Source organism: Mesorhizobium sp. B3-1-6, from assembly GCF_006439555.1.
Classification (GTDB): Bacteria; Pseudomonadota; Alphaproteobacteria; order Rhizobiales; family Rhizobiaceae; genus Mesorhizobium.
This window is the reverse complement of sequence record NZ_VFTM01000006.1, coordinates 157,895-180,083: the sequence shown is the minus strand read 5'-3', so window position 1 is coordinate 180,083 and position 22,189 is coordinate 157,895. Positions and strand designations below refer to the sequence as shown.

21 protein-coding genes are annotated in these 22,189 nt (G+C 65.3%); 9 read left to right on the top strand and 12 right to left on the bottom strand.

Annotated elements, in window-relative coordinates; all coding sequences use genetic code 11:
• Window positions 1–45: 45 nt before the first annotated feature.
• Genes FJ414_RS08255 through FJ414_RS08240 form a run of 4 tightly spaced genes read left to right on the top strand, consistent with a single transcriptional unit; the run spans window position 46 to window position 4,476 of the window.
• On the top strand, window positions 46–1,518 hold the full coding sequence (locus tag FJ414_RS08255) for a sugar ABC transporter ATP-binding protein (protein WP_246672332.1): 1,473 nt from the start codon (window positions 46–48) through the stop codon (window positions 1,516–1,518).
• A complete protein-coding gene (locus FJ414_RS08250; RefSeq protein WP_246672331.1) occupies window positions 1,515–2,513 on the top strand; it encodes an ABC transporter permease in 999 nt (332 codons plus the stop codon). The genes FJ414_RS08255 and FJ414_RS08250 overlap by 4 nt, the downstream gene beginning before the upstream one ends.
• Complete coding sequence (locus FJ414_RS08245; protein WP_140643263.1) at window positions 2,513–3,508, top strand: ABC transporter permease; 996 nt, start codon at window positions 2,513–2,515, stop codon at window positions 3,506–3,508. Before FJ414_RS08250 ends, FJ414_RS08245 begins: the two co-directional genes overlap by 1 nt.
• A gap of 32 nt (window positions 3,509–3,540) precedes the next feature.
• Entirely contained in the window at window positions 3,541–4,476 is a 936-nt protein-coding gene (locus tag FJ414_RS08240) for a sugar ABC transporter substrate-binding protein (protein WP_140643261.1), read from the top strand.
• A 71-nt stretch (window positions 4,477–4,547) separates the two neighbouring features.
• Here the strand turns inward: FJ414_RS08240 and doeB are convergent, their stop codons facing one another.
• The 10 genes from doeB to FJ414_RS08190 form a co-directional block, all read right to left on the bottom strand.
• On the bottom strand, window positions 4,548–5,552 hold the full coding sequence (doeB, locus tag FJ414_RS08235; RefSeq protein ID WP_140643258.1) for a N(2)-acetyl-L-2,4-diaminobutanoate deacetylase DoeB: 1,005 nt from the start codon (window positions 5,550–5,552) through the stop codon (window positions 4,548–4,550).
• 4 nt (window positions 5,553–5,556) lie between these two features.
• Window positions 5,557–6,735, bottom strand: coding sequence for an ectoine hydrolase DoeA (gene doeA / locus FJ414_RS08230; protein ID WP_140643256.1), 1,179 nt, complete (start codon window positions 6,733–6,735; stop codon window positions 5,557–5,559).
• 36 nt (window positions 6,736–6,771) lie between these two features.
• Window positions 6,772–7,764: a cyclodeaminase gene (locus FJ414_RS08225; protein WP_140643253.1), complete on the bottom strand. Its 993-nt coding sequence runs from the start codon at window positions 7,762–7,764 to the stop codon at window positions 6,772–6,774.
• Window positions 7,761–8,747: a hydroxyectoine utilization dehydratase EutB gene (eutB, locus tag FJ414_RS08220; RefSeq protein ID WP_181181563.1), complete on the bottom strand. Its 987-nt coding sequence runs from the start codon at window positions 8,745–8,747 to the stop codon at window positions 7,761–7,763. The genes FJ414_RS08225 and eutB overlap by 4 nt, the downstream gene beginning before the upstream one ends.
• 5 nt (window positions 8,748–8,752) lie before the next feature.
• Entirely contained in the window at window positions 8,753–9,529 is a 777-nt protein-coding gene (gene eutA / locus FJ414_RS08215) for an ectoine utilization protein EutA (protein ID WP_140643321.1), read from the bottom strand.
• A gap of 5 nt (window positions 9,530–9,534) precedes the next feature.
• Window positions 9,535–10,194: an ectoine/hydroxyectoine ABC transporter permease subunit EhuD gene (gene ehuD, locus FJ414_RS08210; protein ID WP_140643319.1), complete on the bottom strand. Its 660-nt coding sequence runs from the start codon at window positions 10,192–10,194 to the stop codon at window positions 9,535–9,537.
• 1 nt (window position 10,195) lies between these two features.
• Complete coding sequence (gene ehuC, locus FJ414_RS08205; RefSeq protein ID WP_140643251.1) at window positions 10,196–10,855, bottom strand: ectoine/hydroxyectoine ABC transporter permease subunit EhuC; 660 nt, start codon at window positions 10,853–10,855, stop codon at window positions 10,196–10,198.
• 202 nt (window positions 10,856–11,057) lie between these two features.
• Complete coding sequence (ehuB, locus tag FJ414_RS08200) at window positions 11,058–11,909, bottom strand: ectoine/hydroxyectoine ABC transporter substrate-binding protein EhuB (RefSeq protein WP_140643249.1); 852 nt, start codon at window positions 11,907–11,909, stop codon at window positions 11,058–11,060.
• Between the two features lie 94 nt (window positions 11,910–12,003).
• Window positions 12,004–12,789: an ectoine/hydroxyectoine ABC transporter ATP-binding protein EhuA gene (gene ehuA, locus FJ414_RS08195; protein ID WP_140643246.1), complete on the bottom strand. Its 786-nt coding sequence runs from the start codon at window positions 12,787–12,789 to the stop codon at window positions 12,004–12,006.
• 135 nt (window positions 12,790–12,924) lie between these two features.
• Window positions 12,925–14,310 (bottom strand): PLP-dependent aminotransferase family protein, encoded by a 1,386-nt coding sequence (locus FJ414_RS08190; RefSeq protein WP_140643244.1) that lies wholly within the window; start codon window positions 14,308–14,310, stop codon window positions 12,925–12,927.
• Window positions 14,311–14,393: 83 nt separating this feature from the next.
• Here FJ414_RS08190 and FJ414_RS08185 point away from each other — a divergent pair, with 83 nt between their 5' ends.
• The 4 genes from FJ414_RS08185 (at window position 14,394) to FJ414_RS08170 (ending at window position 19,273) form a co-directional block, all read left to right on the top strand.
• On the top strand, window positions 14,394–14,882 hold the full coding sequence (locus FJ414_RS08185) for an Lrp/AsnC family transcriptional regulator (protein WP_140643242.1): 489 nt from the start codon (window positions 14,394–14,396) through the stop codon (window positions 14,880–14,882).
• A gap of 360 nt (window positions 14,883–15,242) precedes the next feature.
• The gene (locus tag FJ414_RS08180) at window positions 15,243–16,736 is read left to right on the top strand and encodes an NAD-dependent succinate-semialdehyde dehydrogenase (RefSeq protein ID WP_140643240.1); all 1,494 of its coding nucleotides are present in this window, start codon (window positions 15,243–15,245) and stop codon (window positions 16,734–16,736) included.
• Window positions 16,737–16,770: 34 nt separating this feature from the next.
• Entirely contained in the window at window positions 16,771–18,150 is a 1,380-nt protein-coding gene (locus FJ414_RS08175) for an aspartate aminotransferase family protein (protein ID WP_140643238.1), read from the top strand.
• Between the two features lie 22 nt (window positions 18,151–18,172).
• Window positions 18,173–19,273, top strand: coding sequence for an alcohol dehydrogenase family protein (locus FJ414_RS08170; protein WP_140643236.1), 1,101 nt, complete (start codon window positions 18,173–18,175; stop codon window positions 19,271–19,273).
• Between the two features lie 39 nt (window positions 19,274–19,312).
• Here the strand turns inward: FJ414_RS08170 and FJ414_RS08165 are convergent, their stop codons facing one another.
• Window positions 19,313–19,753, bottom strand: coding sequence for a thioesterase family protein (locus tag FJ414_RS08165; RefSeq protein ID WP_140643234.1), 441 nt, complete (start codon window positions 19,751–19,753; stop codon window positions 19,313–19,315).
• 117 nt (window positions 19,754–19,870) lie between these two features.
• Entirely contained in the window at window positions 19,871–20,731 is an 861-nt protein-coding gene (locus FJ414_RS08160; RefSeq protein ID WP_140643232.1) for a LysR family transcriptional regulator, read from the bottom strand.
• Between the two features lie 96 nt (window positions 20,732–20,827).
• Between FJ414_RS08160 and FJ414_RS08155 the strand changes: the two genes are divergently transcribed.
• Window positions 20,828–22,159, top strand: a complete 1,332-nt coding sequence (locus FJ414_RS08155; RefSeq protein ID WP_140643230.1) for an aspartate aminotransferase family protein — start codon at window positions 20,828–20,830, stop codon at window positions 22,157–22,159.
• Window positions 22,160–22,189: the final 30 nt, after the last annotated feature.

The following is a 22,189-nucleotide window of genomic DNA, read 5'->3' as shown; positions in this document are numbered from 1 at the left end:
AGGACCAAGCCAGAAATGACTGCCGTGGCGGATTGTGCCCTGGACATGCGAGGCATCAGCAAGACGTTTCCGGGCGTGAAGGCGCTGTCGAACGTCAATTTCGCCGTGAAATTCGGCACCGTCCACGCGGTCGTTGGCGAGAATGGCGCCGGCAAGTCGACCCTCATGAAAGTGCTCAACGGCTCATACGCGCCGACCAGCGGCACGATCAAGGTCGGCGGCAATGAGGTGCGCATGCGCAAGCCGGCGGACGCGCAGGCGCTCGGCATCCGCATGGTTCACCAGGAGATCAATCTGGTCCCCGACCTGACCGTCGCAGAGAACGTCTATCTCGGCCGCATGCCCGGCAAATGGACCTGGCTGCGCAAGGGCGAGATGGTCAGGAAGGCCGCGGCGGTTCTCAAGGAACTGGGCGCCGCGATCAATCCGCGCGAACGGCTGGGCAACCTCTCGATCAGCCAGCAGCAACTGGTCGAGATCGCCAAGGCCTATGCCGCCCAGCCTCGCATCATCGTCCTCGACGAGCCGACATCGTCGCTAAGCGAGCATGAGACGGCGGCGCTCTTCCGCATCCTGCGCAAGATGCGCGGCGAAGGCATCGCCATCGTCTACATCAGCCACCGGCTGAAGGAGGTGCTCGAGATCGCCGACGAGGTCACCGTGCTGCGTGACGGCTCGATGATCGAGACGCGTCCCATCGAGGGGATCGCCGCGGCCGAGATGATCCGGCTGATGGTCGGCCGCGAGGTGAGCAACGTCTTTCCCAAGAGCCCGGCCAAGATCGGCACATCGGTGCTGCGTGTCGAACGCATCGGCGACGGCGCGAGCTTCCGCGATATCAGCTTCGACGTGCGGGCAGGCGAGATCCTCGGCTTGACCGGCCTCGTCGGCGCCGGCCGCAGCGAAGTCGCGCGCGCCATCTTCGGCCTGTCGCGTTTGGCCGAGGGAAGCGTCAGCGTCAATGGCCGCAAGGTCGTCATCAGCTCGCCGTCCGAGGCGGTGCGGGCCGGCATCGCCTACGTTCCGGAGGACCGCAAGGGCGACGGCATCGTGCCCGGCATGTCGGTGCGCGAGAACATAAGCCTGCCTATCCTGCGCCGCCTGACCAGCTTCGGGCGCATCAGGGGCAGCGCCGACCGTTCCTTGTCGGCCCTTTACGTCAAGCAATTCTCCATCTCGCCGCCGGATGGCGAGCGGCGCATCAATCTTCTGTCGGGCGGCAACCAGCAGAAGGCGGTCATCGCCAAATGGCTCGCGGCAAAGCCCGCCGTGCTGATCCTTGACGAGCCGACGCGCGGCGTCGACGTCGGCGCCAAGGCGGAGATACATCACATCATCGGCCAGCTCGTCGCCGACGGCATGGCGGTGGTGATGATCTCGTCGGAACTGCCTGAAATCCTCGGCGTGTGCGATCGCGTGGTGGTGATGCGGGACGGCCGCGCATCGTCACCGCTGACCCGCGCCGAGCTCAGCGAGGAGCGCATCATGGCGCTCGCGACCGGCGAGGAAGCGGCGTGACGGACGCGGCCATGGAGATCAGCGGCGTGAACCGCAACGACCGTTTTACGCGCGGCAGCAGGCTCGTCGATCTGCTGTCGAAGGCCGGCCTTGTGCTGGCCATCCTCGCGGTCATCCTCTACGGCTCGTTCGCCAGCCCGGCCTTCTTCACCGCCGGCAATATGCTCAACGTGCTGACGTCGATGTCGATCGTCGGCATCGTCGTGGTCGGCATGACCTTCGTGCTGGTGGTCGGCGGCCTGGCGGACCTGTCGGTGCCCGCCACCATCGCTTGCGGCGCGATCCTTTCGCTGGGGCTGCAGCCGCTGATCGGCCCCGTGCCGGCCTTCGTCCTTGCCGTGGCGCTGGCCGGGCTGATCGGCCTGCTCAACGGCGTTCTCGTCGGCTATGTCGGCATCAATCCGATCATCGCCACGCTTGGCGTGGGAACCATCGGCCTCGGCATCGTCCAGGCCGCGGTCGGCGGCGTCATCGTCTACGGCTCGAACACCGCCTCCGCCGAATTCGCCAAGGGCCGGCTGCTCGGCATCCCGGTCGTGGTGCTGATCTTCCTGGCCGTCGCGCTGATCGGCCATTTCGCGCTTTCCAGGTCCTTCTGGGGACGCTGGACGCTGGCGACCGGCGGCAATTACAGCGCCGCCGAGGCCAGCGCCGTGCCCGTCAACGCGGTTAAGGCCGGCGCCTTCGTGATCACCGCGCTCGCGTCCGGCATCAGTGGCGGCCTGCTTGGCCTGACCCTGCAGAGCGCGCGGCCGCTGATCGGCTCCGGCTACGAATTCAGCGCCATCACGGCGGTCGTCGTCGGCGGCGTCTCGATCATCGGCGGCTTCGGCTCGGTGCCGAGGGCCATCGCCGGGCTCGTCTTCGTGCAGCTCCTCACCAATGTCATGGTGCTGCAGGGCGTGCGCACGCCGATCCAGGGTTTTGTGCTGGGCACCCTGATCGTCGGCGCGGTCGGCATGGACGCCGCGCTGCGCAAGCGGGGAGTGGCATGATGCGCCTCCTGGTCCTTGCCTCGCAATATCGCGTTCTCATCATCCTCGGTCTGACGCTTGTCGTCTCGGCGCTGGTCGTGCCGGGTTATCTGGCGCCTTCGACGCTCGGCCTCGGCCTCGACCGGGCCGCGACCATCGGCCTGATCGCCATCGGCCTGACCTTGCTTCTGATCGCGGGTCAGATCGATCTCTCCGGCGGCGCGGTGTTCGCGCTGGCCGGCATCGTCTCGGTCATCCTGCAGCGCGAGATCGGCATTCTGCCCGCGGCGCTCGTCGGCATCCTTGTCGGCGCCGTCGCCGGCGCGATCAACGGCGCCTTGGTCGTCGGGCTGAAGGTCAATTCGCTGGTGCTGACCCTGGCCACGATGCTGATCTTCCGCTCGCTCGCGCATTGGGTCACCAACAGCCAGCCGGTGACCGGCACCGACATCATGCTGTCGCTGGCGCTGGCCAAGATCTATCTTGAGATATTCACCATCCGCAGCGCGCTGTTCATCGTCCTGATCGTGTTACTGCATGTCTGGCTGACGCGCACCATCCCGGGCCGCAACGTCTTTGCCGTCGGCTCCAATCCGGCGGCCGCCAAGGAAAGCGGCATCGCCTCGGACCGCATCGTCTTTCTCGGCTTCGTCTTCGCCGGCACGCTGGCCGGCCTCGCGGGCGTCCTCCAGAGCCTCGTCACCAACACCGGTTCGCCCGTCTTCGGCTCGGAACTGATGGTCGCCGTTATTGCCGCCGTCGTCGTCGGCGGAACCCGCCTCGAAGGCGGCAGGGGATCCGCGCTCGGCACGCTGGGCGGCGTGCTGACGATCGGCTCGCTGACCATCGCGATGGAGTTCCAGTCCATACCCGCATACGTCCAGCAGGTCGTGTCCGGGCTGATCCTGATCCTGCTCGTCGTGCTCGATCGGGCTGTTACTACCAAGGGCAGGGCTCCGGGCACGCGCCCTGCGCTCGTTCGCGACAAACCAATCACTCAAGGAGGAAACGTATGATCGGGAGGAAACGTATGATTGGGAGGAAACCTATGATTGGCAAGAAAAGCATGCTCAAGATCGCCGCCGTGGCGCTTCTGGCTTCGACCGGGTGGGCCAGCGCCAAGACAGTCTGCTACGTGACGGCGGCGGATTCGCATGCCTACGCGACGCCGGCCAACAAGGCGCTCGAGGCCCGCGCCAAGGAGCTTGGCGTCGAGATCCTCAGCCTCAGCCAGGACTTCGACGTACAGAAGGGCACCGAGCAGCTCAACACCTGCGTGGCGCGCAAGGTCGACGGCATCATCCTGTGGCCGCTCGACCCGCAGGCCTACATCCCGGGCCTTGCCCGCGCGCAGCAGGCGAACATCCCGGCGATCCTCATCAACTCGCCGATGAGCGACGATGCCAAGCCGTTCATCAAGTCCTTCACCGGACCGGACGTCTATGAGGAAGGCAAGCTGGCGGCGGATTCGCTGAGCAAGGCGCTGGGCGGCAAGGGCTCGGTGGTCATCATCGCCGGCCAGGCCGGCAACGGCACCACCATCGGCCGCGTCAACGGTTTCACCGATCGCCTCAAGGAAAACAACGCCGACATCAAGGTGCTCGATACGGTCAACGCCGACTTCGACCAGCAGAAGGCGCTGGTCGTCAGCCGCGACCTGATCACCCGCTTCGGCGACCAGATCACCGGCGTCTACGCCAATGACGACACCATGGCGCGCGGCTTCATCGACGCCTGGAAGGAAGCCAATCCGTCCAAGCCGACGCCGCCGATCGTCGGCATCAACGGTCAGAAGGATGCGTTCGAGTCGATCAAGAGCGGCGAGATGTACTCGACCATCGTGCAGTCGCCGGTCGAGGACGGCCGCCTCGCGATCAACACCATGGCCGAGATCATCGACGGCAAGGAGGTCAAGGACCGGCTACCGATCCCGCTGACGGTCGTCACCAAGGACAATGTCGGCTCGGTCGAACCGGCATTCTGATCACGCGGCCGGCCCGGTTAAACCGGGCCGGCCTATCCACTGCACGGCGCCCGTCCGACGCCGCGCCAAGATTATCCCCGAACGGCCACGCCCAGCACCGAGACGCAGTCGCCCGCCTTGACCAGGCCCGGGAAGTGACGCGCGGCGAGCAGCCCCGACATCCTGGCCCTGATCTCCCGCGGCGTCTGCCCGGTGCGCCCGACCGGATGGATGCGCGCCACAACCTGGCCGTCCTCCACGGGCTCGCCGAGATCGACCATCGTCTCGATCATGCCGTCATCCTCGGCGAAGGCGAAGCAATCGCCCGACGGCATGTCGAGCCACTGGGTTCCGCTTTTCTCGACCGCACCATCGACGATGCCGGCATGGCGGAGCACGTTGAGGATGCCGCGCCTGGCAATCCGCACCGTCTCGGCGCGAGACGTTCCGCCGCCGCCGAGCTCGGTGGTGACGAAGACCTTGCCCATCTCCTCGGCGGCCGTGTCGTACATGCCGACCGCGTCGATCTCGGTCATGCGCATCGAGAATGGCGCCGAGAAAGCCTCGACCGCGGCAAAGGCCTCCTTCTCCTGCGCCTTGTCCGGCAGCGTATGCGCGGCGCAGAAGGGCACGAAATCCAGCGTCTTGCCGCCGGAATGGAAGTCGAAGACGATGTCCGCGCGGGGAAGCAACTCGCGCTGGAAATAGTCGGCGATCTTCTCGGTCGCCGTGCCGTCCGGGCGGCCGGGGAAGGAGCGGTTCATATTGCCCTTGTCGATCGGCGAGGTGCGCGTGCCGGCCCGGAACGCCGGATAGTTCATCGCCGGCACGATGATGACCGTGCCGGAGACGTTTCTCGGATCGAGCGTGCGGGCGAGCTCGTAGAGCGCCAACGGCCCCTCGTATTCGTCGCCGTGATTGCCGCCGGTGAGCAGCGCCGTCGACCCCTTGCCGTTGCGCACGACACAGACCGGGATCATCACAGAGCCCCAGGCGGAATCGTCTCGGCTGTAGGGCAGGCGCAGGAAGCCATGCTGGACGCCGTCGCGCTCGAAGTCGACGGTCGGCGTGATCGGCGACGGACGCAAAGCGGACATCGGCTCAGTCCTTCACGAAGAGCTTGCGCGGCACATTGGCCAGGCACTCGACGCCGGTGTCGGTGATCAGGATCGACTCGGTGATCTCCAGCCCCATCGTCTCCAGCCAGAGACCCGTCATGAAGTGGAAGGTCATGCCAGGCCTGAGCTCAGTGCGGTCGCCGGGGCGCAGGCTCATGGTGCGCTCGCCCCAGTCCGGGGGATAGGACAGACCGATCGAGTAACCGGTGCGGTTGTCCTTGACGATGCCGTACTTCTTCAGCACCGCGAAGAAGGCGTTGGCGATGTCTTCGCAAGCGTTCCCCGGCTTTGCCGCGGCAAGGCCTGCCTCCATGCCTTCCAGCGTCGCCTTCTCGGCATCGAGGAAGGCCTGCGTCGGCTTGCCGAGGAAGACGGTGCGCGACAGCGGACAATGGTAGCGGTTGTAGCAGCCGGCGATCTCGAAGAACGTGCCTTCGTTCACTTTCATCGGCTTGTCGTCCCAGGTGAGATGCGGCGCCGAGGCATCGGCGCCCGACGGTAAGAGCGGCACGATCGCCGGATAGTCGCCGCCGATGCCGGCGACGCCGCGCGTGCCGGCATCGTATATCTCGGCGACCAGATCGCATTTGCGCATGCCGACTTCTACTTTGTCGACGATGCGCTGGTGCATCGCCTCGACGATGCGGGCGGCCTTGCGCATGTAGTCGATCTCGGTCGGGCTTTTCACCGCCCGCTGCCAGTTCACCAGCGCGGTGGCATCGGCGAAACGGGCATTGGGCAGGTGTTTCTGCAGCGCCGCGAAAGCGGCGGCCGAGAACCAGTAATTGTCCATCTCGACGCCGATCGTGAGCTTGTCCCAGCCGCGCTCGGCCAGCACGCTGGCGAGGTAATCCATCGGGTGCCGCTCGGTCGACTGCACGTAGTGGTCGGCGTAGCCGACGATGTTGTCATGGGCGAGATAGGCGGTGCGCTTGGCGCCGTTGGCGTCCTGGCCGCGGCCGTACCAGACCGGCTCGCCCGAAGGCGGCACCACCACCGCCTGATGCACATAGAATGACCAGCCGTCATAGCCTGTCAGCCAGGCCATGTTGGACGGATCGCTGACGATCAGCAGATCAACGCCTTTAGCCTCCATGGCTTTTCGCGTCTTGGCGAGGCGATCGGCAAATTCGCTCCGCGAGAATTTCAGGTTTGGCTGCATTTTGTTGTCCTCGTTTGTTGGGCCTGGCGGCCAGCATCAACTTTCGAAATTGAGCCCGGCATTGGTGGCGCGCGCACGGTCGCGAGCCAAAGTGGCGATTGCGGTGTCCTGCACGCCGGTGCCGGTGAGGTCGGCGATGGTGATGTCGCTTGCCGAGCGCCGGCCGGGTTTCTCGCCGGCAATGATCTGGCCGAGTTCGGTGACCTCGGCGTCGGCTGTCATCACGCCCGCCTCGATGGCGTGGTGAAGCTCGCCCAGGCGTCGCGTCTGCTTGGCGCTGTCGGCGACATAGAGGTCGGCCATGCGCAGGATCGCCGGCGCGATCTCGTTCTTGTGCTCGGCGTCCGAACCCATGGCGGTGATGTGCTGGCCGGCGGAGACGAAGCCGGCCTTGATCAGCGGTTCGGTCGAGGGTGTAGTGGTGACGATGATGTCGGCTTCGGCTGCCGCGCTCGCCGCATCCGGCTCGGCCCGCACGGCAATGCCCAGTTTCTTGCGCAAGCGCGCGGCGGTCGCCTCCGCCTTGGCGGCGTCGCGCGCCCAGATGCGCGCTTCCTCGATCGGCCGCACGAGCCGCAGCGCTTCCAATTGCAGGCCGGCTTGCAAACCGGCGCCAAAGATCGCCGCGACCTTGGAGTCTTCGCGCGACAGATGCTTGGCCGCGACCGCACCAGCGGCGGCGGTGCGGATATCGGTCAGATAGCCATTGTCGAGCAGCAGCGCCTCGACCACACCGGTCTTTGCCGAAAGCAGCACCATCATGCCGCCGCCGCTCGGCAGGCCCAGCGTCGGATTGTCGAAGAAGCCGGAGCTTATCTTGACGGCGAAACCGTCTATGCCGGGCACATAGGCGGACTTCACGTCGACCTCGCCGCGATGCTCATGAATGTCGAGCCGCAGAATCGGCGGCATCGCCACCGGCAGCGTAGCCAGGGCGCGAAAGGCGTTCTCGATACAGGCGACCGCTTCGAGATCGAGTGTCACGATCTTGCGCAATTCCGCCTCGGTGAGGATGGTCATGCGGCTCATGCAACGCGCTCCATCAGTGCAGGGTCGCCGCAGACAATGCGTCGATGCAGGCCCATATCGATATTGCGACCGGAGAGGATCAGAACAGTTGGGCCGCTCACTTTGGCCTTGCCGGCAAGCAGCGCGCCCATGCCGACGGCGCCCGCGCCCTCGACGATCTCGCGCTCCTGCTCATAGGCATGGCGGATGCCAGCGGCGATCTCGTCCTCGGCAAGCAGGACGACGTCGTCGAGCAGGTCCCGGCACATGGCGAAGGTCAGCCGATTGTCGAGGCCGATGCCGCCACCGAGCGAATCCGCCAATGTCGGCAGTTCCTCGACCTGCACCGGGCGGCCGGCATCGAGGCTGGCTTTCATCGCGGCACCCAGCGCCATCGAGATGCCGATGACTTTGGTGCCTGGGCTCACCCCCTTGACCGCCGCCGCGACGCCGGACGCCAGCCCGCCGCCGGAGAGCGGCACCAGCACCGCCGCGGTATCTGGAACCTGCTCCATGATCTCCAGGCCAAGCGTGCCTTGGCCGGCTATGATGCCGGGATGGTCGAAGGGCGGCAGCATGACCAGCCCTTCCTCGGCCACCAAGCGGTCGACCTCCTGCTGGGCATCGTCCTGGCTGTTGCCAACGATGCGGACATCCGCGCCGAGGCGGCGGATGGCGTCGAGCTTGTTTTGCGGCACCAGCTTCGACATGCAGATCACCGCGCGGATGCCTTCAAGCTTCGCCGCATGCGCCAGCGCGCGGCCGTGATTGCCGGTCGAGGCGGCGACGACGCCGCGCGATCTTTCTTTTGCGCTCAACGCGGCGATGGCGTTGGAGGCGCCGCGCAGCTTGAACGCGCCGGTGGTCTGGTGGTGTTCCAGCTTGAGATGAACCGGGCTGCCGGTGCGCTCCGACAGGCTTTGCGACAGCACGCAGGGTGTCCGCTCGACCTTGCCGGCAATGCGTTCGCGCGCTGCGCGAATATGCTGAAGCGTAACTGGCATTTCGATCACTGCGCCAGAGGCTTGGTCCACAGCCGGCCGAACTCCGGTCGCGGCTTGTCGTCGCCGCACAGCCGCAGGCAGTTCCAGGCGCTGGCCTGGTTGCTGGTGACGACCGGACGCCCGATCGCCTCTTCCATGCCGGGAACGGCGAGCGCGGCGCGCAGCGCGGTGCAGGAGACGAACAGCGCATCGGCCTGGGGGTGCATGATTTTGCGCGCCATCTCGACGAGGGACACCGGCGTGATCCGCGCCATCTCGCGGTCGTCCTCGAAGCCGAGGCAAGAGAAGCTCTGGATGTCGAAGCCGTGTGACGCGAAATAGGCTGCCATCGGCCGGCTGGTCTCGACGGTGTAGGGCGTGAGGATGCTGATGCGCTTCACGCCGAAGGCGTTCAGGCCGCGTATGCCGGCCATCGGCGGGGTGACGACGGGAACGCCTGGCTTGGCCGCCTGGATGGCAGCTTCGATCTCGGCATCGCCGATCACCACGGAGGCGGAGGTGCAGGAGTAGCAGATCGCATCGAGCGGCTCGTCCGGCAGGATGAGTGCCGCGCCCGCCGAAAGCGACGGCTGCATCTTGCGCAGATTTTCCGGCGTGGTCGGGTTGGCATAGGGGATGCGCGCGACATAGACGCCGACGCGCTCGCTCGCCACCATGCGGCGGAAATCCACCTCGCTGGTGTGATCGGTGGCCAGGGCGATCAGCCCGACGCGCTTTTGCAGCGGACGCGCGTCCAGCGCGGGGTGCGCCGTTTCGAGGCGGATGTCGGGCAATGCGTTCATGACTTTCATCTTTCGATCCTGCCGTAGCGATGCTCCAGCCAGCGCAAGAGCACGACGGAGCAGAGGCTGATGACGAGGAAGAAGGCGCCGACCAGCGTCATCGGTTCGATGTAGCGGTAATAGGTGTTGGCGACGCTCTTGGCCTGGTTCATCAGCTCCAGCACCGTGATCGCCGAAAGCAGCGGCGTCTCCTTGAACATGGCGATAAAATAGTTGGCCAAGGCGGGGATCATCGGCGGGATCGCCTGCGGCAGAATGATATGCGTCCAGGTGTGGCGGCCATTGAGATTGCAGGCCTTGGCCGCTTCCCACTGGCCGCGCGGCACATTGTCGATGCCGGCGCGATAGACCTCGGCCGTGTAGGTGCCGTAATGCAGGCCAAGCCCGATGACGCCCGCCACCAGCGGTGGCAACAGGATGCCGATGTCGGGCAGCACGTAGAAGATGAAATAGAGCTGCACCAGGAGCGGCGTGCCGCGGATGAACTCGGCGAACCAGCCGACCCCGCGTGCGACCATCCGGTTCTCCGAGCGCCGCGCCAACGCGATCCCAAGCCCCACGATTGCGGCCAGGATCGAGCCGAGCACCGTCGCCAGGATGGTGATCTTCACCCCCTGGATCAGGGTAGGCATGATCTCCCAGACGAAGTTCCAATCCCAGTCCATCTCAGACACGCACCCCATCAAGGCCGCGCGCCATGCGGCGTTCCAGCGTGCGAACGCCCCAGGAGACGATCAGCGCGAGGGCGAAATAGATGACCAGCACGGAGACGAAGGGCATCAGCGTGCTGCCGGTCTGCGAGCGCACCACCTGCGCCTGGAAGGTCAGGTCGGCGAGCGAGATCAGCGAGACGACCGACGTCGCCTTGAGCAGCTCGATCGCGTTGTTGCCGAAGGTCGGCAGCATGACCAGCAGCGCCTGCGGTAGGATTACGTGGCGCATGCCTTGCCAGCGGCCGAGATTGAGCGCCGTGCAGGCCTCATATTGCTCGCGGCCGACCGACAGAATGGCGCCGCGCACCACTTCCGCCGCGTAGGCGCCGACATTCAAGCCCAGCGCCAGCACGCCCGCCTGCAGCGGCGTCAGCGACAGGCCGGCGAAAGGCAGCACGAAATAGGCCCAGAACAACTGCACGAAGATCGAGGTGCCGCGGAAGAATTCGATGTAGACGGTGGCGATCGAGCGCACGATGAAGAAGCGCGACACGCGCCCCATGCCGGCAAGGAAGGCCATGATCAGCGCAAGCACCGACCCCATCAGCGTCAGCTCGATGGTGACAAGCGCTCCTTGCAATATCAGGCCGAGATAGCCGGACCACTGGGTCATGGGGTTCCAACGTTTGCGGTTAGCTTCCTTCTCCCCGTTAACGGGGAGAAGATGCCGGTTTACCCTCCGTAGCTTCAGCGCAGCTGCTGCGTAGGACGGGTAGGCAGATGAGGGGCAGCGCGAACCTTGAAATGCTGCGCCGCCCCTCATCCGGCTCTTCGAGCCACCTTCTCCCGTAGGCGGGGAGAAGGCAAAAGAGCGTTTACTTCGCCGAGCAGAGCTTCTCGCGCGTCGTCGACATCGCGGCCGCGGCCGAGAAGCCGTAGGGCTCGATGATCTTGGCGAACTCGCCGGACTTCTTCATCTTGGCGAGCTCGACGTCATAGGCATCGCGCAGCGCCTCGTCGCCCTTCTTGAAGGCGGCGCCGTCGCAATAGACCGGCGCGCCGACCACCGGGGCGATGACGTCGAGGTTCGGGTCGTTGGCCTTCTTGACCAGGTCGTTGATCGAGAGCACCGGCAGCGAATAGGCGTCGATGCGGCCGTCCTGCACCATCTTCAGACCGCTCTGGCCGTCCGGCACGACGATGACGCGGTCGCGCGGCACGCCGGCGTTCAGCGCCAGCTTCTCCTCGGTGCCGCCGCCAGGCGCGCCGACGGTCGCCGACGTATCCTTGGCGATGTCCTCATAGCTCTTGAAGCCCTTCGGATTGCCCTTCTTCACCAGGAGCGCCTCGGCATCGCAAAGCACCGGCTCGGAATAGGCGACCGCCGCGCAGCGCTCCGGCTTCATGAACAGGCCCGCGGTGACGACGTCGAAGCGGCCCGCCTGCAGGCCGGGGATCATGGCGCCATATTCGGAGATGGAGGCCACGACATCCGCGACGCCAAGCCGCTTGAAGATCTCGCGCGCAACATCCGGAGCCGCGCCCGAAACCTTGCCATCGGCGGCCACCGCCGTATAGGGCGGCTCGTTGGCGATGGCGAGGCGGGCGAAGCCCTGCGCCTTCAACTGCTCGAGCTTGCTGTCGTCGGCCGAACCCGCGCTGGTGGCGGCGAGCATGGAGGTCAGCGCGAGGCCGGCGACGCCAGCCAGAATGCCAAGTTTCTTCATTGTTCCCAACTCCTTGTTTGTCTTCTTGGTTTGCCTGGTTCGGGACGGCCGTTGGCCGCCCGTGGACGGCTTACGCCGCCCGTTTGCATTGCGGTCAGACGCGATGTCCGGCCGCGATGATCTTCTTCAGGAAGCTTTGCGTTCTTTCCTGTTTGGGATGGCGGAAAATCTCATCGGGCTTGCCTTCCTCGACGATCCTGCCGCGGTCGAAGAACAGCACGCGGTCGGCGAAGTCGTGGGCGAAGCCCATCTCATGGGTGACGAGCAGCATCGTCATGTCGGTCTCGGCGGCGAGCTTGCGCATGACGTTGAGCACTTCCTCGACGAGCTCCGGGTCGAGCGCCGAGGTGATCTCGTCGAACAGCATGATCTTGGGCGACAGCGCCAGCGCCCTTGCGATCGCCACGCGCTGCTTCTGGCCGCCGGAGAGTTGCGCCGGCATCGCCTTCGCCTTGTCGGCGAGTCCGACCATGTCGAGCAGTTCCATCGCCCGCTTCTCGGCGGCGGCGCGCGCGACGCGCTTGGTCAGCATCGGCGCCAGGGTCACATTGTCCATGACGCATTTGTGCGGAAACAGATTGAAGAGCTGGAAGACCATGCCGATCTTCTGACGCATCCTGGCCAGATGCCGCTCGTCGGCCGGCAGCAGCTGGCCGTTGCGCTCCATGTGGTAGAGCTGCTCGCCATCGACCTGGATATGGCCGCCGTCGATCTTCTCCAGCGTCATCAGGATGCGCAGGATCGTCGTCTTGCCTGAGCCGGACGGACCGATCAGCGCCAGCTTCTCGCCCGGCATGACCTGCATCGACAGGCGGTCCAGCACCTTGAAGGCGCCGAAGCTCTTGGAAATCGCATCGACCTTGATGATGGGCGCGGGCAATCCATGTCCTCGTCTGGAGAAGCCTATGCCCTTAACGATGCGAAACGTGCTAAATCATGTCAATTGGGAAAATAATATCATGACAATATTTCCAGCGCGGCACAATTTCAGGGCAATCTGAGCTCCATTTGTGCATCAGATGGCGAGCAGGAGATGCTCCGGATCGCCGAGCAACAGCTTCGCGACAACGCTCAGGCCGGCCCGCAGTTCCCCCTCCGTGGTCGATCCGAGCGAGATACGCACGGCCGGATGCCAGGGCGTGTCGGCGATGCGGAACGAGGTGCCCGGCGCGATCGCCACCCCGCGCAGGCGTGCCTGCGAAACAAAGCTCTCCTCGGCGCGGTCGCCCGGCAGTTCGAGCCACAGATGCAGCCCGTCGCGGTGGACGCGATAGTCGACGCCTGCCAGCATTTCGGCGGCAATCTCCTGGCGCCGCTTCAACGCCTGGCGCTGCCAGTTGACCAGTTCCATCGCGGTGCCGTCGCTCACCCAACGCGTCGCGATCTCGGCCACCATCGGCGTCGCCATCCAGTTCGAGACGAGGTGGCGGTTGGCGACGGCGGCGGCATAGCGGTCCGGCACCGCGAGGTAGCCAATGCGCAGGCCGGGCACGACGATCTTGGTGAAGGAGGTGACGTAGAGCGTCCGCTCCGGCGCAAAGGCGGCAACCGCCGGCGGCCGGCCTTCGACCAGCGGGCCGAGCACGTCGTTCTCGATGATGGCGATGTCGTGCTTGCGGGCAACCGCCGCAATCTGCTCGCGGCGGGTGGCGTCCATCAAGGTCGCCGTCGGGTTGATCACCGATGGCTGGACGAAGACTGCGCGAATGTCTGACAGGCGGCAGGCCTCGTCGAGCGCTTCGGGAATCAGCCCGTTGCCGTCGATGGGCAGGCCTTCGAGGTTGAAGCCGAGATAGCGGGCGAGCGGGATCAGCGTGTGGTGACCGATCGCCTCCGTCGCGACGGTCGAGCCGGGCGGCGCCACGCTCATCAGCGCCACGGTCATGCCGGCGGTGGCGCCATTGGTGAGGCTGACATTCTGTGGCGATGCCTCCAGCCCGCAGAGCCTCAGCCATTCGACCGCAACGGCACGGTGGCGCGGAAACACCATGTTCGGCCGGAAAGACAGCGCCGAGCTCGAAGGCAGGTTCTCGGCCAGCCACCCCAGCGCCTGCTTCAATTTCTCCAAATGCATCGGTTCGCAGACCGGCTTCAAGATCGAGAGGTCGATGACTTCGCCCAGCCGTTCCGGAATATAGGGCGGCTCCGGTTCCCGGCGCTGCGTCTGCACGAAGCTGCCGCGACCGACCTCGCCGGAAATAAGACCGCGCCGGATCAGTTCCTCATAGGCGCGGCTGACGGTCTGCACCGAAAGTTTCAGATCGTCCGCGAGGCGGCGGTGCGTCGGCAGCCGCGTCCCGTTGGCGAGCCGCCCGTCATGGATGGCGCGCGCGAACTGGTCGGCCAGCGAGAGATAGGCCGGGCGGCGGATGAGAGCAGGATCTGGCTGCCACAATGTCATGACTTATTAGAGAGCCAAATCAGTGCAATTGACAATCGAAATAATGCATCGTCATGGTGTCCGCGACGAAAGGCGAATCCCGCATGGCGGCAACGAAACTCGACCCGATCGACCTCAGGATTCTCGACGCGATCCAGCGCGACGGGCGCATCACCAAGCTGGCGTTGGCCGAGAAGGTCGGCCTGTCGCCGACGCCGTGCTGGATGCGGCTGCGCAAGCTGGAGAAAGCCGGCATCGTGTCCGGCTACCACGCCGCGATCGCCATGCGCGCTATCGCGCCGGTGGCGACGGTGCTGATGGAGGTGACCCTGGCCAACCACCGCCAGGCGGACTTCGATCGGTTCGAGCGGGTCGTGCGCGATGTTCCGGAGATCGTCGCCTGCTGGTCGGTGGGCGGCGGCGTCGACTATGTCCTGAAGGTGATGGCGCGCGACATCGATGCCTACCAGCGGCTGGTCGACAGCCTGCTCGAACGTGAGATCGGCATCGACCGCTACTTCACCTACATCGTCACCAAAACGGTCAAGGACGAGACCGTGCTGCCTGTGGCCGACCTGCTGCCCGATCAATGAAAGCGCCATCGTCATCCACGGGCGGAGCGACGCGAAGCGGAGCGCAGACCCGAGGATCCATTCCGTGACTTTCACGTAGGGTGCTGCGGAGCAGAATTCTGTATCGTCGCAACGCCTCAACGTCACGGAATGGATCCTTGGGTCTACGCCGCGTCGTTTCGCTCCTTGCTTCGCCCGTGGATGACGACTTTGAGGAGGCTCGGCCAATTTTCACGGTTCGGCGCCGCCTGCTGGCCGGCCAGCCAGAGAGTTCGTCTGCTTCCGCGCGCCAATAGAGACAATCTCTCTACCAACAGCCGCTGAAACAGTCCCATTCTTTGCCCGACACGGCCGATGCTTCAGCATCGAATGGAGACGCCGATGTCCGCGCATTTTGCCCGCACCAACCACCATGAAGCGCTGGACCGGCTCGCCGATCGCCGGCTGCTGCGTGCGCTGGCCTATGTCGACGGCCACTGGACGGCAAGCGATGCGGCGGCAAGTTTTGAGGTTACCGATCCGGCGACCGGCGCTACCGTCGCCTTCGTGGCCGCGCTCGATGCCGCCCAGACGACAAAGGCAATCAATGCCGCGTCACGCTCATTTCCCGCCTGGCGCTCGGCACTGCCGCAGGAGCGCTCGAAGATCTTGCGGAAATGGTTCGATCTGATCATCGCCGCCAAGGACGACCTCGCGCTGCTGATGACGCTCGAACAGGGCAAGCCGCTGAAGGAATCGCTCGGCGAGATCGACTACGCCGCCTCCTTCGTCGAATGGTATGCCGAGGAAGCGAAGCGCCTCAACGCCGAAAGTGTAACCAGCCATCTGCCGAATGCCGAGATGTCGGTGCGCCGCGAGCCGCTCGGTGTGGTCGGCGTCGTGACGCCGTGGAATTTTCCATCGGCCATGCTCACCCGTAAGGCCGCCGCAGCGCTTGCCGCCGGCTGCACCATCGTGGCGCATCCGTCCTCGGAAACGCCGCTGTCGGCTTTGGCGCTGGCCGAGCTCGGTGAACGCGCCGGGCTGCCGGCAGGCGTCTTCAACGTCGTCACCGGCGATGCGCGCACGATCGTCGCGGCGATGTGCGCCGACGCCCGCGTTCGCGCCATGAGCTTCACCGGATCGACCGAGGTCGGCCGGCTGATCGCCGCGCAAAGTGCCGCGACCATGAAACGGCTGGTGATGGAGCTCGGCGGCCATGCGCCGCTGATCGTGTTCGACGACGCCGATATCGACAAGGCCGTCACGATTGCGCTGGATGCCAAATTTGCAACGTCCGGCCAGGATTGCCTTGCCGCCAACCGCATCTATGTCCAGCGGCCGATCTATGATCGCTTCTGCGCCGCTTTTGCCCGCCGCGTCGAGCAACTCCATGTAGGTAACGGTCTATCCGCGGATGCCGATGTCGGGCCTCTGATGCACGAACGTGCCGTCAAGAAAGTGGAGGAGCAAGTCGCCGATGCGCTCACCCACGGCGCGCGCTGCCTGACCGGCGGCAAGCGCCACGCTGCCGGGCCGCTGTTCTACCAGCCGACGCTGCTCGCCGATGTGCCGGACGCGGCTTTGATCATGCGCGAAGAAACCTTCGGCCCTGTCGCGGCTGTGACGCCGTTCGACGGCGAGGCGGAAGTCGTCGCCCGCGCCAATGCCACGGAATATGGCCTGGTCGCCTATGTCGTCACCGAAAACGGTGGTCGCCAGGCGCGCATGGGCCGCGCCCTGGAGTACGGCATGGTCGCGATCAACCGGGTCAAGATCACCGGCGCGCCGATCCCCTTCGGCGGTGTCAAGCAGTCCGGCATCGGCCGCGAGGGCTCGCGCCACGGGCTCGAAGCCTTCACCGATCTGAAATACCTTTGCCTGGACGTTGCCTGAGCGCGCCGACAGGATCCGAACAAGGAGTCAAAAAATGCTCGAACAATCCAACGAACTCTCCGCCTGGGACCGCGACCACTTCTTCCATCCCTCGACGCATATGGGCACGCATGCGCGCGGTGAATCGCCGGCCCGCATCATGGCCGGCGGCGAAGGCGTCACCGTCTGGGACAACACCGGCAAGAAGAGCATCGATGCCTTCGCCGGCCTCTATTGCGTCAATGTCGGCTATGGCCGCCAGAAGATCGCCGATGCTATCGCCGAGCAGGCCAGGAACCTCGCCTACTATCACGCCTATGTCGGGCACGGCACCGAAGCCTCGATCACGTTGGCCAAGATGATCATCGACCGCGCGCCGAAGGGCATGAACCGAGTCTATTTCGGCCTCTCAGGCTCAGATGCCAATGAAACCAACATCAAGCTGATCTGGTACTACAACAATGTGCTGGGCCGGCCCGAGAAGAAGAAGATCATCTCGCGCTGGCGCGGCTATCACGGCTCGGGCGTCATGACTGGGTCGCTGACCGGGCTCGAGCTGTTCCACAACGCCTTCGACCTGCCGCGCGCGCCGATCCTGCACACCGAAGCGCCCTATTATTTCCGCCGCGCCGACCGTTCGATGAGCGAGGAGCAGTTCTCGCAACATTGCGCCGACAAACTGGAGGAGATGATCCTCGCCGAAGGCCCGGACACGGTCGCGGCCTTCATCGGCGAGCCGATCCTCGGCACCGGCGGCATCGTGCCGCCGCCGGCCGGTTATTGGGAGAAGATCCAGGCCGTGCTGAACAAATACGACGTGCTGCTCGTCGCCGACGAGGTGGTGACCGGCTTCGGTCGCCTTGGCACCATGTTCGGCTCCGACCATTACGGCATCAAGCCGGACCTGATCACCATCGCCAAGGGCCTGACCTCGGCCTATGCGCCGCTGTCGGGCGTCATCGTCGCCGACAAGATGTGGCAGGTGCTGGTGCAAGGCTCCGACAAGCTCGGTTCGCTCGGCCATGGCTGGACCTATTCGGCGCATCCGATCTGCGTTGCCGCCGGTGTCGCCAATCTCGAACTTATCGACGAGATGGACCTGGTGCGGAACGCCGGCGAGACCGGCGCTTACTTCCGCGCCGAGCTTGCCAAGGCCGTTGGCAGCCATAAGCACGTCGGCGAGGTGCGCGGCGACGGCATGCTGGCCGCGATCGAGTTCGTGAAGGACCGCGACGACCGTGTCTTCTTCGATCCGGCGCTGAAGGTCGGACCGCAGATCGCCACGGCGCTCGCGGCAAGCGGCGTCATCGGCCGCGCCATGCCGCAGGGCGACATCCTCGGCTTCGCCCCGCCGCTCTGCCTGACGCGCGAGGAGGCCGACATCATCGTCGCAAAGACCGCCGACGCGGTGAATAGCGTGTTTGCCAGTATCTGAGAAGCGACATCTGAGAAGTGACATGAATGCCATGACCAGAACCGTTCCCGCCACGATGGCCGCCGTGCAGCTTACGGCCCATGGCGGCCTGGAGAAACTCGTCTACCGCACCGATGTGAAGGTGCCGGCACCCGCCGCCGGCGAGGTCCTGGTCAAGGTCAGCGCCTGCGGCATGAACAACACCGATGTCTGGGTGCGCCAGGGCGCCTATGGCACGGAGGAGGATGCGGCTGCCGTGTCGACCTGGCGCCGGCAGGGCAACACGCTCACCTTCCCGCGCATCCAGGGCACCGACACGGTTGGCACCATCATCGCTGTCGGTGACGGCGTGCCTGCCGACCGCATCGGCGAGCGCATCATGGTCGACTTCTCGATCTACAACCGCGACGACGATTCGCTGGCCGACATCGACTATATGGGTCACGGCCGCGATGGCGGTTATGCCGAATACCAGGCGCTGCCGGCCGAGAACGCGCATGTCGTCGACACTGATCTGAGCGATGTCGAGCTTGCCACCTTCTGCTGCGCCTATCTCACTGGCGAGCAGATGCTGGAACGCGCCGCGCTGAAAGCCGGCGAGCGTGTGCTGGTCACCGGTGCCTCCGGCGGTGTCGGTTCCGGCATCGTGCAACTGGCTCGGGCACGCGGCGCCATCCCCTACGCGGTGGCCGGCAAGGGCAAGGAGCAGGCCGTGCTCGACATCGGCGCCGAGAAGGTGATCACGCGCGGCGTGGCCGATCTGCCGGCCGCCGTCAACGAAGCGACTGGCGGCCAGCCGATCGACGTGGTCGCCGACCTGGTCGGCGGCGCCATCTTCAACGACCTGCTGCGCATCCTGCGGCCCGAGGGTCGCTACACCACGGCGGGCGCCATTGCCGGACCGGTGGTGCAGCTCGATCTGCGCACCATGTATCTGAAGCAGCTGCAACTCCACGGTTCGAGCCAGGGCACGCGGGCGGATTTCCGCCGCATCGTGCGCTACATCGAGGAAAAGAAGATCAAGCCGCTGGTCGGCGGCGTTTATAAGCTGTCGGATTTCCACCGGGCCCAGGCGGATTTCATCGCCAAGGATTTCGTCGGCAAGCTGGTGGTGGTGCCGGATGCGATGTGGAGCGGCGCCTGACCCAGGAAGGAGGCCGGCGCGGTCGCCCCGCCGCCGGCGTCAGGCGCCGTTGTGACCAGGCACAGCAGTGGTAGGCATCCAGGATTTCAGGCGTTCAACCATAGGCTCCGTCAGCGGGGTGGATTTCCGCTCCGCAAGGTTGAAGAAGACCGTCTTGGCGGCCAGCTTCGCCGCGAGCTCGCCGCCATGCAGCCTGCGCATCTCGTAGTCCGTCTGGATGGACGTGCGGCCGATAGTGCGGATCGTGCCGAAGATTTCCACGATGACCCCGGACGCCACCTCGCCGACGAAGTCGATCTCGTGCCGGACGTCCGCCCATCCCCTGTCGGCCCATTCGGGCGTCGTCGGCGCCCATCCGGTCGCCTGGCCGAGCAGGATGTTGATGGCGTCATCGAAAAAGGCGACGTAGAACCGCGTCGTCATGTGGCCCATCATGTCGCAATTCCAGGGCTGAACCACAGCTCTCGTCAGTAAGATCATTTTTGCTCCCGATAACTCGTCCGATGCGACCGCTATCTAGCGGGGATTGGTTGCCTCTGTGGAGAGCCAATCGATGGTTGGAGCATTGCTCGCCCCATTTTGACGGGGGCAAGTCGATTACAGCGACGGCAGGACACCCCGGATGTGACTGGCAAACGCCTCGACGGCCGGCGATCTCGCGGTCTCGGCGAAGGCGATCAGAACGCCGAGCCGGGACAATCTCGGAAGCGGCGCGTTGAGGATGAAGAGATCCGACGGGACGGCCCTCTGCGTCATCACGCTTATCGCAAGGCCGGAGCGCGCCACCGCTATCAGGCCGGTGAGGCTGTTGCTGGCGTAGGATATCTTGTAGCGCAGTCCGGCGCGGGACATGGCATCGCAGGCAGCCTTGTGGTCCATCGCGTTCGATGCCGGCAGCGCCAGCGGCACGGTCTCGCCGAACTCGTGCAGCTCCAATGTCGGCTTGCTGCCGACCCAGACCATCGCTTCCGTGCGCACGACTTCCCTGGAGGCGCTCGCGTCCGGAATGGAGACGAGCGCCAGATCGACCTGGCGCGCATGCAGCAGATTGTGCAGTTCGACGGTCGGCGCCGACACGACCTTGATCTCGATGTCCGGATAAAGGCTCCCGAAGCTTCTCAAGAGCGTGGGAAAGAAGGCGCTCAAATAGTCTTCCGGGCTGCCGAAAATGATCGATCCCTGCAGGCCCTTGCCGGAGAAAGCCGAAACCGCCTCATCGTGGATTTTGAGGATGCGCTCGGCATAGGCAAGGAAGCGCTCGCCGCTGCCGGTGAGGCGGACGCCGCTGCCGCTTCGATGGAAGAGATTCTGGCCGCCGAGCGCGTCTTCGAGCCGCTGTATCTGCATCGTCACCGCCGATTGCGTGCGCCCGACCTGCACGGCGGTGGCGCTGAGCGTTCCCGAATGCGCCGCGCGGACGAAGGTCGACAGCAATCTGAGATCGAGGGGCGCGGGCATATCAATTCCATTGATATCGGAGTCCGATATCTATCAATTTTACTGCTGTAGCGCCAGACGCTAATCTTCGGGCCTGCGTTTTGGCGAGGCTGCGAGATGTCAAGAAATCTGGATAATGCCTTCTGGTCGGCGGCGCGAAAGCACCTCATCCGATATGGCGGCGCCTTCGAGCCCGCCATCATCGAGCGGGCCGAAGGCTCGTTCGTCTACGACGCCGATGCCCGGCCCATACTCGACTTCACCTCCGGCCAGATGAGCGCGCTGCTCGGGCATGCGCATCCGAGGATCGTCGCGACGGTGCGCCGCCAGGTCGAAACGGTCGCGCATCTCTTCAGCGGCATGCTGTCCCGCCCGGTTGTCGAGCTTGCCGAGCGCCTCGCCGCGCTGGCGCCCGGCCTCGACAGGGCGCTCCTGCTTTCGACGGGCGCGGAGTCGAACGAGGCGGCCATCCGCATGGCGAAGCTGGTGACCGGCAAGCACGAGATCGTCGCGTTCTCCAAAAGCTGGCACGGCATGACCGGCGTTGCGGCTTCCGCCACCTATAGCGCCGGGCGCAAGGGCTACGGTCCCGCGGCGGTCGGCTCGATCGCGATTCCCCCGCCGAACAGCTTTCGCCCACGCTTCAAGAAAGCCGACGGCTCGCTCGACTGGGCAACCGAGCTCGACGATGCCTTCGCCCTTGTCGACAGCCAGTCGACCGGCAACCTCGCGGCCTTCATCGCCGAGCCGATCCTGTCGAGCGGCGGCATGCTGGAGCTGCCGCAGGGCTATCTCGCGGCGCTGAAGCAGAAATGCCGCGAACGCGGCATGCTGCTCATCCTCGACGAAGCGCAGACCGGCGTCGGCCGCACCGGCGACATGTTCGCCTTCCAGCGCGACGGCGTCACGCCGGACATCCTCACTCTGTCGAAGACCATCGGCGCCGGCCTACCGCTGGCGGCGGTCATGACGACGGCCGAGATCGAGGAAGCGGCGCATGAGCGGGGCTTCCTGTTCTACACCACCCATGTATCCGATCCGCTGCCGGCCGCCGTTGGCGTGACCGTGCTCGATGTCGTGGAAGAGGAGCGCCTTGTCGAGCGCGCGCGCCATCTCGGAAGAAGGCTTTTCGACGGCCTGTCCGACCTGAAGCAGCGCTTCGAGTGCGTCGGCGACGTGCGCGGCCGCGGCCTGATGCTGGGGGTCGAGATCGTCAAGAACGGAGAGAGCCGCGAGCCCGATCACGAGCTCGGCGCGAAAATTGCCGCGGAAGCATTCAAGCGCGGACTGAGCATGAACATCGTCAAGCTCCCCGGCATGGGCGGCGTGTTCCGCATTGCCCCGCCGCTGACGATTTCGGAAGAAGAGCTCGACCTCGGATTGCGCACGATCCGCGACGCCATCGAAGCGGTGCTGTCCGCGAGCGGCGGCCGCATGGCTGCAGAGTGACGGGCAGCGACCGATGAACGAAGCGAACAT